The 16,370-nt window shown below is 42.9% G+C and carries 16 protein-coding genes and 1 other RNA gene; 9 read left to right on the top strand and 8 right to left on the bottom strand.

Translation table 11 applies throughout. The features are described from left to right. Positions 1 to 4: 4 nt before the first annotated feature. On the bottom strand, positions 5 to 1,234 hold the full coding sequence (locus AC59IL_RS31770) for an ABC transporter permease (protein ID WP_496556282.1): 1,230 nt from the start codon (positions 1,232 to 1,234) through the stop codon (positions 5 to 7). 106 nt (positions 1,235 to 1,340) lie between these two features. On the opposite strand from AC59IL_RS31770, the gene AC59IL_RS31765 reads away from it, so the two are divergent. From AC59IL_RS31765 to fsa, 3 genes are all read left to right on the top strand, one after another. Then, the gene (locus AC59IL_RS31765) at positions 1,341 to 2,633 is read left to right on the top strand and encodes a type IX secretion system plug protein (protein ID WP_496556281.1); all 1,293 of its coding nucleotides are present in this window, start codon (positions 1,341 to 1,343) and stop codon (positions 2,631 to 2,633) included. Positions 2,634 to 2,744: 111 nt separating this feature from the next. After that, positions 2,745 to 2,843, top strand: an RNA gene (ffs, locus tag AC59IL_RS31760) — signal recognition particle sRNA small type. 147 nt (positions 2,844 to 2,990) lie between these two features. Then, a complete protein-coding gene (fsa, locus tag AC59IL_RS31755; RefSeq protein WP_496556280.1) occupies positions 2,991 to 3,662 on the top strand; it encodes a fructose-6-phosphate aldolase in 672 nt (223 codons plus the stop codon). A 108-nt stretch (positions 3,663 to 3,770) separates the two neighbouring features. Here fsa and AC59IL_RS31750 read toward each other — a convergent pair whose 3' ends face one another. The 3 genes from AC59IL_RS31750 to AC59IL_RS31740 all read right to left on the bottom strand — a co-directional run bounded on the left by AC59IL_RS31750 (position 3,771) and on the right by AC59IL_RS31740 (position 5,401). Next, positions 3,771 to 4,304: a hypothetical protein gene (locus tag AC59IL_RS31750; protein ID WP_496556279.1), complete on the bottom strand. Its 534-nt coding sequence runs from the start codon at positions 4,302 to 4,304 to the stop codon at positions 3,771 to 3,773. Between the two features lie 275 nt (positions 4,305 to 4,579). Continuing rightward, complete coding sequence (locus tag AC59IL_RS31745) at positions 4,580 to 4,897, bottom strand: antibiotic biosynthesis monooxygenase family protein (protein WP_496556278.1); 318 nt, start codon at positions 4,895 to 4,897, stop codon at positions 4,580 to 4,582. A 39-nt stretch (positions 4,898 to 4,936) separates the two neighbouring features. Beyond that, the gene (locus AC59IL_RS31740) at positions 4,937 to 5,401 is read right to left on the bottom strand and encodes a GNAT family N-acetyltransferase (protein ID WP_496556277.1); all 465 of its coding nucleotides are present in this window, start codon (positions 5,399 to 5,401) and stop codon (positions 4,937 to 4,939) included. 47 nt (positions 5,402 to 5,448) lie between these two features. Between AC59IL_RS31740 and AC59IL_RS31735 the strand changes: the two genes are divergently transcribed. The 4 genes from AC59IL_RS31735 (at position 5,449) to AC59IL_RS31720 (ending at position 9,934) form a co-directional block, all read left to right on the top strand. Then, positions 5,449 to 5,631, top strand: a complete 183-nt coding sequence (locus tag AC59IL_RS31735; RefSeq protein ID WP_496556276.1) for a hypothetical protein — start codon at positions 5,449 to 5,451, stop codon at positions 5,629 to 5,631. 102 nt (positions 5,632 to 5,733) lie between these two features. Further along, positions 5,734 to 9,267, top strand: a complete 3,534-nt coding sequence (gene smc, locus AC59IL_RS31730; RefSeq protein ID WP_496556275.1) for a chromosome segregation protein SMC — start codon at positions 5,734 to 5,736, stop codon at positions 9,265 to 9,267. A 149-nt stretch (positions 9,268 to 9,416) separates the two neighbouring features. Continuing rightward, positions 9,417 to 9,650, top strand: coding sequence for a hypothetical protein (locus AC59IL_RS31725; protein WP_496556274.1), 234 nt, complete (start codon positions 9,417 to 9,419; stop codon positions 9,648 to 9,650). Further along, entirely contained in the window at positions 9,635 to 9,934 is a 300-nt protein-coding gene (locus AC59IL_RS31720) for a type II toxin-antitoxin system RelE/ParE family toxin (protein WP_496556273.1), read from the top strand. Before AC59IL_RS31725 ends, AC59IL_RS31720 begins: the two co-directional genes overlap by 16 nt. Positions 9,935 to 10,307: 373 nt before the next feature. Here AC59IL_RS31720 and AC59IL_RS31715 read toward each other — a convergent pair whose 3' ends face one another. Then, the gene (locus AC59IL_RS31715; protein WP_496556272.1) at positions 10,308 to 10,823 is read right to left on the bottom strand and encodes a ferritin; all 516 of its coding nucleotides are present in this window, start codon (positions 10,821 to 10,823) and stop codon (positions 10,308 to 10,310) included. Between the two features lie 135 nt (positions 10,824 to 10,958). Between AC59IL_RS31715 and AC59IL_RS31710 the strand changes: the two genes are divergently transcribed. Then, positions 10,959 to 11,288, top strand: coding sequence for a DMT family protein (locus AC59IL_RS31710; RefSeq protein ID WP_496556271.1), 330 nt, complete (start codon positions 10,959 to 10,961; stop codon positions 11,286 to 11,288). Here the strand turns inward: AC59IL_RS31710 and AC59IL_RS31705 are convergent, their stop codons facing one another. Both AC59IL_RS31705 and AC59IL_RS31700 read right to left on the bottom strand, forming a co-directional pair. Continuing rightward, positions 11,289 to 12,302 carry a WD40/YVTN/BNR-like repeat-containing protein gene (locus AC59IL_RS31705; protein ID WP_496556270.1) on the bottom strand — a complete coding sequence of 338 codons (1,014 nt, stop codon included), beginning with the start codon at positions 12,300 to 12,302 and terminating at the stop codon, positions 11,289 to 11,291. Between the two features lie 103 nt (positions 12,303 to 12,405). Further along, positions 12,406 to 13,113 (bottom strand): rhodanese-like domain-containing protein, encoded by a 708-nt coding sequence (locus tag AC59IL_RS31700; protein ID WP_496556269.1) that lies wholly within the window; start codon positions 13,111 to 13,113, stop codon positions 12,406 to 12,408. 1,035 nt (positions 13,114 to 14,148) lie between these two features. Here AC59IL_RS31700 and AC59IL_RS31695 point away from each other — a divergent pair. Then, the gene (locus AC59IL_RS31695) at positions 14,149 to 14,859 is read left to right on the top strand and encodes a hypothetical protein (protein WP_496556268.1); all 711 of its coding nucleotides are present in this window, start codon (positions 14,149 to 14,151) and stop codon (positions 14,857 to 14,859) included. Positions 14,860 to 15,206: 347 nt separating this feature from the next. On the opposite strand, the gene AC59IL_RS31690 is transcribed toward AC59IL_RS31695, so the two are convergent. Next, on the bottom strand, positions 15,207 to 16,112 hold the full coding sequence (locus AC59IL_RS31690) for a transglutaminase domain-containing protein (protein ID WP_496556267.1): 906 nt from the start codon (positions 16,110 to 16,112) through the stop codon (positions 15,207 to 15,209). Between the last annotated feature and the right edge of the window lie 258 nt (positions 16,113 to 16,370).

Here is a 16,370-nt window from a genome sequence, read left to right as displayed (position 1 = left end):
CAACTTACCTAAACTGAATTGCCTTTATCGGCCGCACTCTTTTTACAATAATAGTAGGAATCAACAGCACCAGAAAACATACGATAAAGGTGCCGATATTAACGGCCAGTATCTGCCACCATACAATGTCAACGGCCGCTTTTGAAATATAATAGGCGTCTTCGGGCAAACGAATAAATCCAAACTTTTGCTGCAGAAAAGCGATCAGCAGGGCAGCTACATTTCCAAAAAATAATCCAACGAAGGTGATAACGGCCCCATGATACAGGAATATACGGCGCACGGTATAATTGCGCGCCCCAAGCGCTTTCAGTACGCCGATCATACGCGTGCGCTCAAGCACCAGTATCAGCAAACAGGTAATTAAATTTAATATAGCAATGCCGATCATAATGGCCAGCACAATAAAAATGGTTTTGTTTTGCAGCGCCAGCCAGTCGAATATACTGGGATAGATATCTTTTATGGTATTGCTTTGCAACCCTACAGGTATTTCAGGCACTATCTGCTCGCTTACTTCGTGCATGCGGTTAAAATCGTGCAGAAATATTTCATAACCGCCAATCTGGTTTTCATCCCAGTCGTTTAAGCGTTGAATCAGTTTCAGGTCGCCAATGGCGATCAGTTTATCATATTCTTCAATACCGGTTTTATAAATACCGGCAACGGTAAGCTTGCGGGGGCGGGGAGGAGCGCCGGGTTGTATAAAATAGATCAACACCTGGTCGTTCACTTTCAGTTTTAACAAACCCGCTGTATAGGCCGACAGGTTTATTTCGTTACTATACCCGCTGTCGGTAAACGACAGCCAGCGGCCTTCTATCAGAAATTGCTGCAGGTTGTTGAAGTCGTAGTCTTTTTCGACCCCTTTAAACAAAATGCCTTCGATCGATTCGGCCGTTTTAAGAATGGCATTTTTAGTAGCAAATGCCTGAACCGATTTAATAGCCGGGTTAATTTGTTTTAGTCCGGTTACCGAATCGCTGCGGTGAATGGGCGTTTCTTCGGCAATAGCTACACGGGCCGAATAATAGCTTTGAATGCGTATATGCCCCCAGAAGCTGAAAACTTTATGGCTGATGGTTTTTTGAAATCCGCTCGCAAACGTAAGCGTAAGTATCATTACCGTAACGCTGATAATGGTAGCCGCTATGGATAAACGGATAACAAATCGTGAAAATGACTTCTGTTGGTTAAATGCAATACGACGGGCTATAAAAGCGGCAATATTCAACCGGCATGATTTTTAGTTCATCAAAAGTAACCCGTAGGAACAAAAACCACCAAACTTTTTACGATTTTATGGTAACATTGTAAGTTTATCTTACGAAATGCTCAACATGAAAAATATTTTTGTAGTATTTATAACCGGACTGTTGTTTTCTGTTAATGGATTTGCCCAGATGACAGATGCGATTTATGCCCCTTCAATAAAAACTGCTCAGTTGTACCCCTCGGGCAACCAGCTGGCATATCCCGTGCTAAGCCTGAATGGTTCCGACAAGCTGGAGCTGCATTTCGACGATCTCGATGGTAATGTTAAAAGTATCTACTATACATACCAGTTGTGTAATGCCGACTGGACACCGGCCATACTGAGCACCTTTGATTATATAAAAGGATTTTCAGAGCAACGCATCAATACCTATCGTATTTCTTCGATAGCATTTACCCGGTACACGCATTATTCAGCCGTTGTACCCGATAATAACTGCGCCCCGTCGCGGTCGGGAAATTATATACTGAAGGTGTACCTGAATGGCGATACTTCAAAACTTCTTTTTACCAAACGTATGCTGGTGCTCGATAACGAGGCAGGCATCACCGCACAGATTCAACAACCTTTTAACGGCGACATTTTTCGCACGTACCAGAAAATTCCTTTTCAGGTTACGCTGAGCGACAAATTGCAGGTGATGAATTACCTGCAGCAAATAAAAGTGGTGATATTGCAAAATAACCGGTGGGACAATGCGCTGGTGAACGTGCGGCCAACCTTTTTCTCAGGAAAAAAGCTTGACTTCAATACCGAAAATGAAATTGTAATGCCCGGTGGTAAAGAATGGCGCTGGCTCGACCTGCGTAGCTTTCGTTTGCAAAGCGACCGCGTTGCAAAGGCCAATTACAACACCCGGTCAACCGAAATTTTTGTAAAGCCCGATATAGAAAGAGCCAACCAGCGTTTTGTGTATTATCGCGATATCAATGGCATGTATTCCATCGAAACTACCGAAAGCATCAATCCTTTTTGGCAAACCGATTACGCTACCGTACATTTTACGTACATACCTCCCGATAATGTACCTTTTGCCAATAAAGATTTGTTCCTGATCGGCGCACTTAACGGTTACAATATCACCGATACTGCAAAAATGGTTTACAATAATGACACACGTGTTTACGAAAAAACGCTTTTTTTAAAACAGGGCTATTACAATTATAATTACGTTACCATCGATCCAAACGATCCAAATCGAAAAGCCACCTACGAATTCACCGAAGGAGATTACTGGGATACCGAAAATGATTATACGATCCTTGTTTATTACCACGCATTGGCCGGCCGCGCCGATGAGCTCGTTGGAATTACCCATGTAAATTCACTCAGCGGACGAAAAGGGATTGGACAATAGGCAATAGACAATTGGCAATAAGCAATGAACAATAGACAATTAGAATAAATCATTTGTAATTTTTTGTCAGTTGCTAATTGTTAATTGCCAATTGGTTCTTACATTTGCACCCGGCAGGTCTTACACGACCAGCTCCTGCTGAACCCCCCCAGGGCCGGAAGGCAGCAAGGGTAGGTGGTTGAGCGGTGCGATGTAAATCGCCTGCCTTTTTTTATTTTTTTTCGGGTTCCTTAAGGTAACAAAAACTACACGCGAAGACCTTAGATAAGTACTGCCTACCATCAATTACTTCAGGTTAGCCTCAATATAGCTGGAAGTTTGTAAATTTGCATTTGCAATCATAAATTTATAATAATCATGAAGTTTTTTATTGATACAGCGAATCTTGCCCAGATTAAAGAAGCCCACGACTTAGGAATTCTGGATGGTGTTACCACCAATCCCTCTCTGATGGCCAAAGAAGGCATTAAAGGAGAAGATGCTGTTATGCAGCATTACCTTACAATTTGCGAACTGGTTGATGGCGATGTAAGTGCCGAGGTTTTGTCGACCACGCTGGATGAAATTATTGAAGAAGGAAAGAAACTGGCCGCTATACACCCCAACATTGTTGTAAAAGTGCCGATGATCAAAGACGGCGTGAAAGCATTAAAATGGTTTTCTGATAACGGTATAAAAACAAATTGTACACTGGTATTTTCTGCCGGTCAGGCTATTCTGGCTGCCAAAGCAGGCGCTAATTATGTGTCGCCCTTTATTGGCCGTATCGACGACAGCAATTGGGATGGTGTTGAATTAATTGCCCAGATAGCTCAGATTTACAGCCTGCAGGGATATAAAACTGAAATACTCGCGGCCTCTATCCGTAGTGCTTTGCATATTGTAAAATGTGCCGAAGCCGGAGCTGATGTGGTTACTTCACCGCTGGAACCCATTATGGGTCTGTTAAAGCATCCGTTAACCGATATCGGACTGGCTAAATTCCTCGACGACGCAAAGAAAATGCGCGCTGAACTCGCGAAAGTGTAAGGCACAAGTATAAAAGAATCAAGGCACAAGGCTTCCTAATTGAACCTTGTGCCTTTTTTATTTTACTTTCTACAACCTGCAACCTGAAACCTGTAACCTGTACCTTACCTAACCTCTTCCATTTCTTTTGTTCCGCCGGGAAGACGGCGAATTCATGATCTCATCAACCGTTCTCAACCTTTCCACCACTTCCACTTTTTTAATATAGATCGTGGTTTCTTTCCATACAGCGGGGTTATTTTTCAAAACGGCTTTCACGGTGACCTTTTCGGCTTTAAAGCCGGTGTCGATAACCAGACAATTTCCCTCAAAGCGACCGCCCGAAGCGGTAAAATTTAGCTCTTTGGTGGTTAATGGCAGCCACCGGCCATCTGACAATTTTGCATCCACATTAATGTAATTGTATACCCCCTTTTTAAGACTATCGGTATATAAGTTGAAAAATATACTGTCAACCTGCTGAGCATGGCCAATAAAAGGGAAGCCCGAAACAAAAAGAACAAAAAATAATGTTTTGAAGCGTTGAACCATTTTGTGTTTTTGGCTAATTATTACAAGGTCGTTAAGTTCACTGAGGTTTTTCAAATTCCGGGAAAACCACAAACCCCAAACTTCAAACCACAAACCGGCGGATCTTTTCATTATATACTGATTTGTAAAGCTATAGGGCATCTCAGTAAAGTTGGTATTCAAAAAAACGGCCATATCTGCCGCCTGGTAATCAGACCATAAAATACCCGCCCGGGTTGTATTGTGTATTGTTAAATCGCAAATAAGGCTTTAAAACTCAGGTTGGCAGTTGTTCCTGTTTTGATTCGAATTAATTTCAAACTGCTAAACTGCTATTCCAACCTGTTCAGGTATTAATCGGCGTGTTTAAACCGGAGCTATTGCATACCGCCCATTGCCTACTGCCTTCACTCAACAGGTACCAAAGTAAACGTTTCTTTATAATGCCTTACCACCGGATCGTACCGAACCATCATTTCCTGGGCAACCTGCGGCACTACTGCTATATCGGCATTAACCCCGGCAAATTCCTGAATGGCTTCCATATTTTCCCATTCGGTAATTACTAAAAATTCAACACCATCAGTTACTTCCCTTTGCAGGATACTCGCATTAATAAAACCTTTAATGGAAGATAGTTTTTTAAAGGTGTCGTTCTGCAGGTGAGCGATGTAGTCATGAGTACGATCATGCTTTACAACGCCTGTCCAGTTTCGGGTAATCATAGTTTAAATGGTATTTTTTAGTTTAGGTAAAACATTTCATTATTCAATATTTTTATCTAAATCTTTTGCCATGCATATACTGGTATCCATACCAATATAAGGGCCATAATTTTCAATGAGCTTATATCCCATTTTTTTATACAGGTGAATAGCTTCGGGCTGATTGGTGCCGGTTTCCAGAACAGCGCGGGTATACGATAATTCAAGCGCCCATTCTTCCAGCTCGCTCAAAATGGCGATGGCAATACCCTGTTCGCGATGCTCCGGATCCACAAACATCCTTTTTATCTCTACAGTTGTTTCATCAAGCGCCTTAAAACAACCGCAGCCTACCGGGTGTTTTTTATTATAGGCAATGATCACGGTTGAATTGTTTTCAATTTTATTATGTGGGGCGTATTCGGCCTGTAAAACCGGGTACCTGTCCCATAATTCTTTATCAAGCTGCGAAATCAGGCTATGAAAATCAGGATGCGAACTGTTTGTTCGCAACAATTCGATCATATGGCGTTGTTTACCGGTAAGTTACGAAGAAAGATGAAAAGACAAGAATGCAGGTTACCGGTTTCCTGTTCCCGGCCACCGGCAATGAAGAAATGCAGGTTCCAGGTATCATGTCACAGGAAAAAAACGTGGCGAGCCGGGAACCCTGTAACCTGTGCCTTGTAACCTGCAACTGGCAACAGGTAGCTGGTAACCGGCAACCTGCAACTGGTAACCAAATACTTCTGTAAATTTTCCCCAAAAGTGTACAACTTTTAATCTGTATTACTCTATCCGGCACTAATTTGGACTGGTATTCTTATTTTTGTCGTTTCCTAAAATAAATCCAACAAGTGCGCTTAAAAAGCTTAGAAATCAAAGGATTCAAGAGTTTCGCCGACAAAACCGTACTCCACTTCGATGAGGGCATTACCGGTGTTATCGGACCTAACGGCTGTGGTAAGAGCAATATTATCGACAGTATCCGGTGGGTTATCGGGGAGCAGAAGATCAGCCATCTTCGTAGTGAAAATCTCGAAAGCCTCGTGTTTAACGGGTCAAAAACCCGTTCTGCCAGCGGACTGGCCGAGGTGAGTCTCACTTTCGAAAACACGCGCAATCTTTTACCTACCGAGTTCAGCACCATTACGGTTACCCGCAAATTCTACAAAAGCGGGGAAAGTGAATACAGGCTCAACGATGTGCAGTGCCGTTTGAGAGATATCCAGAACCTGTTCATGGATACCGGTGTAAGTACCGACAGCTATGCCATCATTGAACTGGGTATGGTCGATGAGATCATTAAAGACAAAGAGAACAGCCGCCGCCGCATGCTTGAACAGGCTGCCGGCATTACCATATACAAAACCCGTAAAAAAGAGGCAAAATCAAAACTGGATGCCACCGAACAGGACCTGGCGCGTATTGAAGACCTGCTGTTCGAGATCAACAACCAGTTGAAAACCCTCGAAAACCAGGCGAAGAAAGCTGAAAAATATTACGAAATAAAGAAGGAGTACCGCGAGCTGAGTATCGAACTGGCCAAAGCGGCCCTCGAAGGCTTTAACCTTACGTATCGCGATCTCAATACACAATCAGAAGTTGAAACCGATAAAAAAGTAAGGCTCGATGCTGAAATTGCCAATGAAGAAGCGGTGATTGAGCAGGAAAAAGTGGGCTTTATTGAAAAAGAACGCGCCCTGCAAAGCATGCAGCACGAATTTAACGACATGCTGCAAACGCTGCGAACAAAGGAAAATGAAAAGAACCTTGCTTCGCAACGCCTGAACTTTTTAAAAGAACGCGAAAACAGTTTACAGGAATTTTTAACTAAGAGCGAAGGCCAGCTGAAGGGGCTCGAAGAAAGCATTGAGTTTACCCGTATTCAGGTAGGTGAGGAGCAGTCAAAGCTCGAAGGACTTGAACAACAGGTCGAAGATAACAAAGATGCGGTAGAAAGCAGCCGCGCTGTATTTGATGAAAAACGCGTACATGTTGATAGTCTGCGTGCCGAAAACCTCAGCTTACAACGCAACCAGTTCGAAGCCGAGAAAAAAGTAGCGGTGGCCGATACATCGATCCAGAACGTACAAAAAGCCATTTACCAGATCGAGGAAGAACGCGAAGCGCGTTATAGCCAGTTAAAACAGCTGGAAGAAGATCGGATGGTTAAAGAGCAGGAACTGGAAAAACGCCAAAGGGACCTGCGCAACTTACAGGAACAACACGAAAGAACCAAAGAACAGATACTACAGGCACAGGGCGAATTGGAAGTGTTACGCCAAAAGTTAGCCGAAGAAAGCCGTAAGCTCGATGCCAAAAAAAACGAGCACGATCTGCTGAAAAGCCTTATCGACTCCATGGAAGGCTATCCCGAAAGTGTGAAGTTCCTGCATAAAAATCCAAACTGGAACCATACTGCCCCCATTTTGTCGGATATTATTTATGTAAAACAGGATTTTCGTGCAGCCGTTGAAAATGTACTGGAGCCATACCTGAACTATTATGTGGTGAATAACCTGCAGGAGGGTTTACAGGCAGTGCATTTGCTCGATCAAAATAAAAAAGGTAAAGCCAATTTCTTTTTACTCGATAAACTGAACGAAGGCGCATTTGGCACTGCCGAAGCAAAAAGCCATGCACCTGCAGGTACTATTGCGGCTATGGATGTAATTGAGGTTGATGCCCAATTCCGCCAGCTGGCCGAATATTTACTCGGTAATGTATTTATTGCTGAAAGTGAAGATGCGCTGGCCAGCTCAAATGGATCGGTAGTGCTGGAGAAAACCGGTAAATATGTAAAAGGAAAATATTCATTAACCGGTGGCAGTGTTGGTTTGTTTGAGGGTAAAAAGATCGGTCGTGCCAAGAACCTCGAAAAGCTGCACGAAGAGATCATTGCGCTCGAAGAAGTGGTGCACGGATTAAAAAATGCCATTCAGGAAAAACACAACGAAGTAATCGGCTATAACGAGCAACTGAAAGAAACTGCCATTAAACAGGCGCAGGAAGATATCAACACGCTTACCAACCAGGTATTTTCACTTGAAAATAAAATGGAAAACCTGCATGGTATGCAAAGCTCGTCACAAAACAGGCTCGAAGAACTGCAAATGAACCTCGAGCAAACATCCTCTTCCATCGCCGGCACCCGCGAACAATGGAATGAGCTGGTGAACCAGTTAAACGAGCTGCGCGAGCAATTGAAAAGCGTTGAAGACGAGTATAAAGACGCCGAAAGCCGGTATAACAACGCGCAGGCTGTTTTCAATGAATATAATCTGCAGTTAACGCGTCAAACGAGTAAGATCAACTCGCTTACTCAGGAACTGCAATTCAAGAGCAAACAGCTTACCGACCTGCGCAATCAGATCGAAGCCAATGCATCGCAGTTAAAACAAACACTTGAAAATATTACCGAAAGCGCAGATCAGCTAACAACAGCCGAGAACGGATTGATTGATATGATGCGCCGCAAAGAGGAAGAGGAGAAAACGCTGAATGAAGCCGACCAGGCTTATTATAATCTGCGCAATGCGCTGCAGGAAAAAGAAAGCGAGTTGCGTCATAAAACAAAAGAAAGAGAGCAAACCGAGCATTTGCTGGGCGAAATCAAAGACAAGCTGAACGAACTGAAGCTGCAGCTGGCCGGTATGAAAGAGCGCTTAAGCGTTGAGTTTAAGATTAATCTCGATGATATAATCGATCAACCGCGTACAGGCGAAGTGCCTGTTGAAGAGTTGCAGGAAAAAAGCGACCGCATGAAAAAGCGGCTCGAAAACCTGGGTGAGGTGAATCCCACGGCCATCGAAGCGTTTCAGGAAATGAAAAAACGGTACGAGTTTATTCTTGAACAGAAGAACGACCTCGTAACGGCCAAGGATAGCCTGTTGCAAACCATTCAGGAAGTAGAAGCTACTGCCAATCAGCAGTTCCTCGATACATTCAATAAAGTGCGCGAGAACTTCCAGAAGGTATTCAAGGCTTTGTTCACCGAAGATGACTCGGCAGATATGATCCTCGAAAATCCCGAGAATCTGGCCGAAACCAGTATCGACATTGTGGCCAAGCCCAAGGGTAAGCGTCCGTCGTCGATCACGCAGCTAAGTGGTGGAGAAAAAACATTAACGGCAACGGCCCTGCTGTTTGCGATCTATTTAATTAAGCCGGCGCCATTCTGTATCCTCGATGAGGTTGATGCGCCGCTTGATGATGCCAACGTAGGCAAGTTCACGCAAATGATCCGCAAGTTCAGCCAGGAAAGCCAGTTCATCATTGTAACGCACAACAAGCAAACCATGAGCGCTGTAGACGTAATTTACGGTGTTACCATGCAGGAGCCCGGCGTTAGCAAGCTGGTGCCCGTGGATTTCAGAGGTTTGAATTAATACAATCCTGAGCGTAGTCGAAGGATGATATATTATAAAGTTCTGAGCGTAGTCGAAGAACTGTTTAATAATAATATGTAGTCCCGCAGGAAACTGCGGGACTTTTTATATTTTATCAAAAAAAGCTATATTTATATAAATTGTGTGGTATGAAAAAGAAAAAACTGAAAGAGAAAATCTACGATATAGTTGACAAAATGGATGATGAACTGGCGTTGCAAATGGTTCATGAAGCAGCCGTGGAATATGCTACGAAAAGAAGTGATAATCTTACCAAAGAACAATGGCAGCAATTGGAAACAGCATTACATGAAGTTAAGCAAGGCAATTTTTCAACCCATGACGCTGTAATGCAACGCATAAAAGAATGGCGTACGAAATAGTTTATTCAAGAGCTGCAGAAAACCAACTTGTTGCAGTAATTGCATATCTTGAAATTGAATGGTCCGACAGTATAGCAGATAGTTTTTTAGCGCTGTTTAATGAAAAGCTGGAATTATTGCGGACAAACCCTCAGTTAGGCAGGCCCCTTCTACATAATGCTTCAATAAGAAAAATAAGCATTACCAAACATAATCTTCTTTATTATACGTTTGATACATCCAAAATTTATTTACTTACAATTTTTGACACACGTCAGGATCCCGATAAAAACCCCTTAGAGTAAATGTTCCGAAAGTCAGCTTTTCCCACTGCACGTAGTAGCAACTGGTAACTGCCAACTGCAAACCCTCCCTGCACGTTTATCCCCCAAAACTGCACGCTTATTGCCTAAAATCGCGCGGATATCAATTGCCGTAGCAACTTAAATAAACGAGTTCTAATTTCGCGGGCACATACAGCAACTCTCCATAGCCATGAACTTAAATTGCTGTAGATACCATTTTGCTGTTACCTGTTCATGCTAACTGAAGAATGGTTTACATTGAAAAAGCCCCGATGCGTACCACCCGGGGCTTTTCCATTATATAAACCTTTTTGAATTATTTCATTGGCCGGCAGGCATTTGAAATTTTCAAATCTTCAAATTTTCAAATTAATCAATGCCTTCCTTTCTTCTCTCCCTGTCCCGTCATAGTAGCCAGATCCCTGTCGAACAGGTACATGCCGCCTTTATCTTCACCAATCAGGTTCAGTTTATCGAGTACCTGGCGCGCCAGACTTTCTTCTTCGATCTGTTCGGTTACATACCACTGTAAAAAGTTATGCGTAGTATAATCTTTTTCCTGAATGCATAATTCAACCAGCGCATTGATTTCGTTCGAAACCTTTACTTCGTGCGAATGTACAATGTCGAATATTTCCCTGATGCTTTTAAAATCTTTCTGAGGCGCCGCAAAAGCCGGAACAATAGCATGTCCGCCGCGGTCGTTAATATAATGGAACAACTTCAACATGTGCATTCTTTCTTCATCTGAATGGTGGTAAAGAAACTGCGCCACGCCATTGTATCCTTTTACTTCGCACCATGAACCCATGGCCAGGTAATACATCGAAGAATAGCCTTCCAGGTCGATCTGCCGGTTTAATGCGGCTTCAATTTTACCTGATATCATATGCCGGTAATTTAATTCAAAATACACGATTTTTATCAGTTGGTATAATTATCTTACGGGCTTCTGGTTGCCAGTTGCCTGTTGCAAGTTACCGGGTAACTGGTATCTGATATCCGGTAACTAAATTTAAAGTGAATGCGAACAATTCTTTTACTGCTGTGCTCTAATGTATTTATGACCATCGCGTGGTATGGACATTTAAAACAACAGGGAATGCCCTTATGGAAAGCGGTGCTGATTAGCTGGGGAATTGCCTTTTTTGAATATTGTTTAATGGTTCCGGCCAATCGCTGGGGCTTCACCAACGGGTTTAACGGCTTTCAATTAAAAATGACGCAGGAAGTAATAACCCTCGTTGTATTTACCGTGTTTGCCATGATTTATCTGCACGAACCATTTCAATGGCGTTACCTTGTAAGCTTTGCATTTTTGCTGGGGGCAGTTTACTTTATGTTTAAGAAGTAGTTACCAGATCAGCTTTGCAATTTTGCCTTTGCCTCCCGCAAGAAAAACTGCTTTACCATTTTTCGCCTTCTGGCATACATGGAACCCTTCGGTGCTCACTGGTTTCCAGGTCATGCCGCCGTCGGATGAAACATCAACGCCCGATGTACCGCAACACAACAGCTTTTTATTGCTTAAATAAATTACGCAGCTGCGGTAGCCATGGGGCGGGGTAGTGGGGTGAATCCAGGTTTGGCCGCCATCGTGAGTAAGCACACAATTGAGGGTGGTGTCTTTATCATTGGTAAAATCGCCTCCGGTTATAATAAAATCGTTGCTCACCCGGGTTGTGTTGTGCAATACAGCGATAGAATTGGCGCCGGTGCTTTCTTTACCCTGTATAATCGGAACCTGGTGTCCGCCGGCATCATCGTGCAGCCGGCTTTGCGTGCCTCCGCTTACAAACAAAAAGTCTTTATTTCTGAAATAATGAATGTTGGTGCCGCTGCTGGCAAAACAGGCTTCACCTGTGGCGGATTTGGAACGCATTACAGCGGGTGTTGTACGCCAGGTGTTTCCGCCGTTAGTTGTTTTGGTAATAAAGAATTTTGAGTCGATAGGATCGCCTACCACTACACCATGTTTATTATCATAAAAATCCATGGCGTCGAGAAACATGCCTTTGGTTGAATCGGTGAATACTGTTTTCCAGCTAACACCGCCATCGGTAGTTTTTAGTATATAGGCAGGTTCAGCAATGGCCATGATAATGGCAGTTTGGGCATTGAAAGCCTCTATATCCCTGAAATCGGTTTTTTCGAAACCTTTTACATTGATCCATTGCCAGGTTTTACCTCCATTGACCGACCGGCCAACTTTGCCATTGCTGCCGCTAACCCAAACTACCGCATCATTTACCACGCTTAAGCCCCGAATCGAAACCTCTGTGCCGCTTGTAAGCGTTTCAATGACCTGTGCCGTACAAAAAAACGAGAATAAGATAAGTGATAGAAGAAAAGTGTAACGAAGGAGCATTGTTTTGGTTTAAGATTTTTTAATTGTTACCAGCTACCTGTTTCCTGTTTCCGGTATCCGGTAACTGGTACCTGGTAACCGGTATCAGGTACCCGGTATCTGCTTATTGCTTATTAATCTCCCGCTTCAGTTCGTCAAGCTCCACAATTCCCTGCTTTCGCCACACCTCTTTTCCGCTTTTATATAAAATGAAGGTCGGAAATTCGTTTGCCTGCAGCTGTTTAACCACGTCGGTATGTACCCCGGCGTCGATCCTCAGCAGGGTAAATTTTCCTGATAACTCCTGCTGCAACTGGTTTAAAACCGGTTCCATTTTACGGCATGGGGGGCACCAGTTAGCGCCCACATCAACGAGCGTAATGCCTGTACCGGATACGGCAGTTGTGAACTCCTGTATAGTCATTGGTTTTACAGCCGGCATGCCTTCAACAGGTTTGCCATCGGTTTTCCATTTAATAAAACCGCCCGTAAGCTCATAAACGCTGGTATAGCCATTACTGCGAAACCATTCGGCAGCAGCTTTACTGCGAACCCCTGAGCCGCAATACACGTACAATGGCTTTGCTTTATCAAGATGCTGAACGCGGTTTGTAAATTCCTGTTTATTGTTCCAGTTGGCCTGAAGCGAATGGGCAATATGGCCTGCTTTATATTCATCGGCAGTGCGTACATCGAGCAACTGGATATTATTACCTGCAATGGCCTGTTCAAATTCGCCGGGTGTAAGCTGGGTATTTTGACTAAATGCCTGGCAGCAGAGCAGGGTAGCGGCCAGCAGGGTCAGTAACCGGGAGTAACTGCAATGTTTCATAGGATCAAATTTAGGGAAACCTACGCCTAAAAAAATCTGAGGATATACGAAGGGGGCACTTTCTCAAAAATGGCTCACCTGTTGCCTTCTTAAAAGCAAGGGTGAGCGGTACACTCATCCTGGAAAAAGTAAAAAGCCCTTGCTGAAACAGCAAAGGCTTTTAAATTATTTCAGTCGACCTACCAAATGCGTAATGTTTTCAATGGTATCGGATTTCATTCAGAGGTGAAACACGTTTTGGCTGCGGGTTTTCAGGATATCGACTGGGTTCTTCACGGATTTAACTGGATTTCGGTTCTAAATTCGGATTTGGATTTTGTGTTCAGGTTTTCCAGGATACGATCTACATAATATTGAAATTGAAATTACCGGATAAAGTTCTTTGGTTAGTTTGAACCAAGGGTTGATCTTTCACGTGATATTGGAACGGACATTGGATTTTGAAACCTCTTATAAAACTTACTACTATTTACTTGTTTGAATCAGTAAATCAAAAATATATGTTAACAATTGAATTTCATAGAGCAAATCTGCTCGTTTTAGCGTCTTCGGTTATTACGTTGTATATGGTTGAAATGACATATGTGATATGTAAATAACCAGTTAGTGGTATAGTAGTTTTACTAATATGAACGGCTCAATGTTGCACCAATTAATTTAGATAGTCGTTTCATGCGCAACTAATGTTTAAACGATAATTGCTTTTCAGGGTACAAAATGTCGTATAATCTACATGCCTGTACATTTTAATTGGCAAATATCCTCACAGCCCGGAGAATTGGCCGGCTGGAAAAGCGGTTATTTACTACTGATATAACTACGTGGTTCAAACGATTATTGCTAAATCGATAACAAGCATAATATGTTCTACTTAAATGAGTGGCCTGAAATTCCGTTATGCAATCGATTGTGTAGATTTTATTTATGTATAGTATTTTATGCAAGTCGTCGAAAAAGTACAATTACTGAATTAAACGCAGGATGCAATATTTCAGCGTTTTTTAGCGATTTTAGAGCGTAATATAGTTCCTGAAAGTGAAAAGCGTAATATATCAGATCGTTTCTATTGTGGCTGTTGGTTTGTACTTTGTTCCCATGCTTTTAGTAATTGGAAAAAAGCTTTGGTCGCAGGTGCCCTTCAGGTTATTTGCCTTGTTTTGGCTGGTTAGCGCCATTATAAATGTGATTGAATTTTTCCCCCTCTCAAAAAGCGCTAATGAAATGTTCACGGTTTTTTATAATCTGTTAGATGTACCATTCATTCTTACCATAGTTTATTTTACAACAGGCTCGCCTGTAATAAAAAAAATTACACGGCTGGCAGTTCCTGTTTTAATAGCAACCGGTTTGGTAAACTGCCTCATACGCGGATTTGAATATGATTCGTTGAAATTTATACTGGGGGGCGAGTTAATAATTGTGTTAAGTATTATTATCGGTGAAATTATTCTGAAGCTGCAGAAAATAAAACATACGCCCCAGGAGCGGGCTTTGCTGCTGATTTATGCAGCGCTGTTGTTCGAATACGGAACTTATATCGTTATTTATATCTTCGATTATTTTCTTCCCGGTGCATCCTCAACCACGGATAATTTTCTGGTGTATTATTTATCATCGCTCGTGGCGCTTACCGTTGGCATCTGCGGATTTTTAACCAAAGGCCTCAATGCACCAGCCGCACCTGCCGGTGTGTTTGAAAATAGTTATAGTAAAAATTTGCCGGATTTTGTGTTGTGGGAGGAGTAGTAGGCACAGGTTTCAGGTTACAAGGTACAAGGCGCAGGAAGTAAGAAGTTGAGAAGTTTACAAGTTGATAGGTTAACAGGGGGCTTAAATCAAAGTTTTGGGCCGGTGGAAGGATACTGCATAAGCATGGATTTAAAAATAATCACAATAAATTCGCTGCTTCGGGATCTTCAGGGCACTGTTTCAACATCAAACATTCGATATCTACCTTTTTTAGCGAGCTTTTCCGGCTCATGCGCTCATGGCTTAGGGGAAGGCACCATTCACGATGCCATTTGCCTGGTCACTATTCACCTTTAATGCGAATGCTTCTTCGGGTAATTGACTATTGCCCATTCACCATTCACCTATAAATTAATGATTGCATAAGCGGTTTCGCTCACGTACGGACCGCCGGGGTAGCGGGCTGTATAATCGAGGTTGATCCAGTATTGGCCGTTTTGCTCGTGGTAATACATATTGTCGATGGCCTCGTTACCAAACAAATGAATAACGGCCTGCTGCATCATTTCGAACTGTTTTTCATCGCCGCAAAGCAGTTCGGGATACAGGTGTCCATCGGTTAAAATCATGCGGCAATGGGCGCCTATCGCTTTCATACACGACACCATCAGAATGGTATGATCGTCGCAATCGCCTCCCAGTCCGTTCAGAATGGTTTCGTGGGCGGTGGCGAAGTATTCATCTCTTTCTGAATCGGATACATATTTGAAGTGGCTGTTGATGTGTTTGAATAGCGACAGCAACCGCACCTGTGAGCCGTATTTGGGATAATATTCGTCGAAAAAATCCAGTGAATGCAGTACTGAATAATTGCGCACCAGCGAATCATTGGCGATCACTTTCGATTGCAGCGTTTTTACGGTTTTGGTAAGCGGACCGTCAAAAAACGTAGGACGCAGCACCAGGTCGATTTCCTTCTGCTCTTTACGGCCCCAGTTGGTTTGCACCATGGTTTTGTAATCCCTGATCATATTGCCAAAGCCGTATCCGTTGGTAAGCTGGTTGTAAATCAATACCAGCACCAGTAACCCTACTGCCGGAAGCAGTAAAAAGCGAAACAGGCGTAATGTAAGAAATGTAAGGGTGGCGGCCAGCAGAATTGAAACGGTAAGGTCAAGGTTCCAGCTGCCGATAACTAATGGCGGAATATAGCGATTGATTAGCGGCGCTAAAGGAATTACTGCCAGTATACTTATTAAAACCAGCAGCACTTTACGGGTGTGGCTATATTTATCCTGGACTTGACTCATATCACACTTAATTTACAGAAAACGTAAATTGAACCATTTTTATTTGTATGGCAATTGTTAAAGCTTCTGTATTTAAAACAGTAATGATTTTACCTGATAGCGTAGTAAAAAATTATATGGATGATATCAGGCCCTCATTGGCATTTACCGGCAATGAATCCCCATTCATGGTGCGGTAACCGCTAAAGCAAACTTAACGAAAAAAGCTAAGAGCGTAAAGCGGAAAACGAATTTGAAAATATGCTAATTTAAAAGTGA

Source organism: Niastella sp. sgz303648 (assembly GCF_059587045.1).
This window is presented reverse-complemented; position numbering and strand designations above follow the sequence as displayed.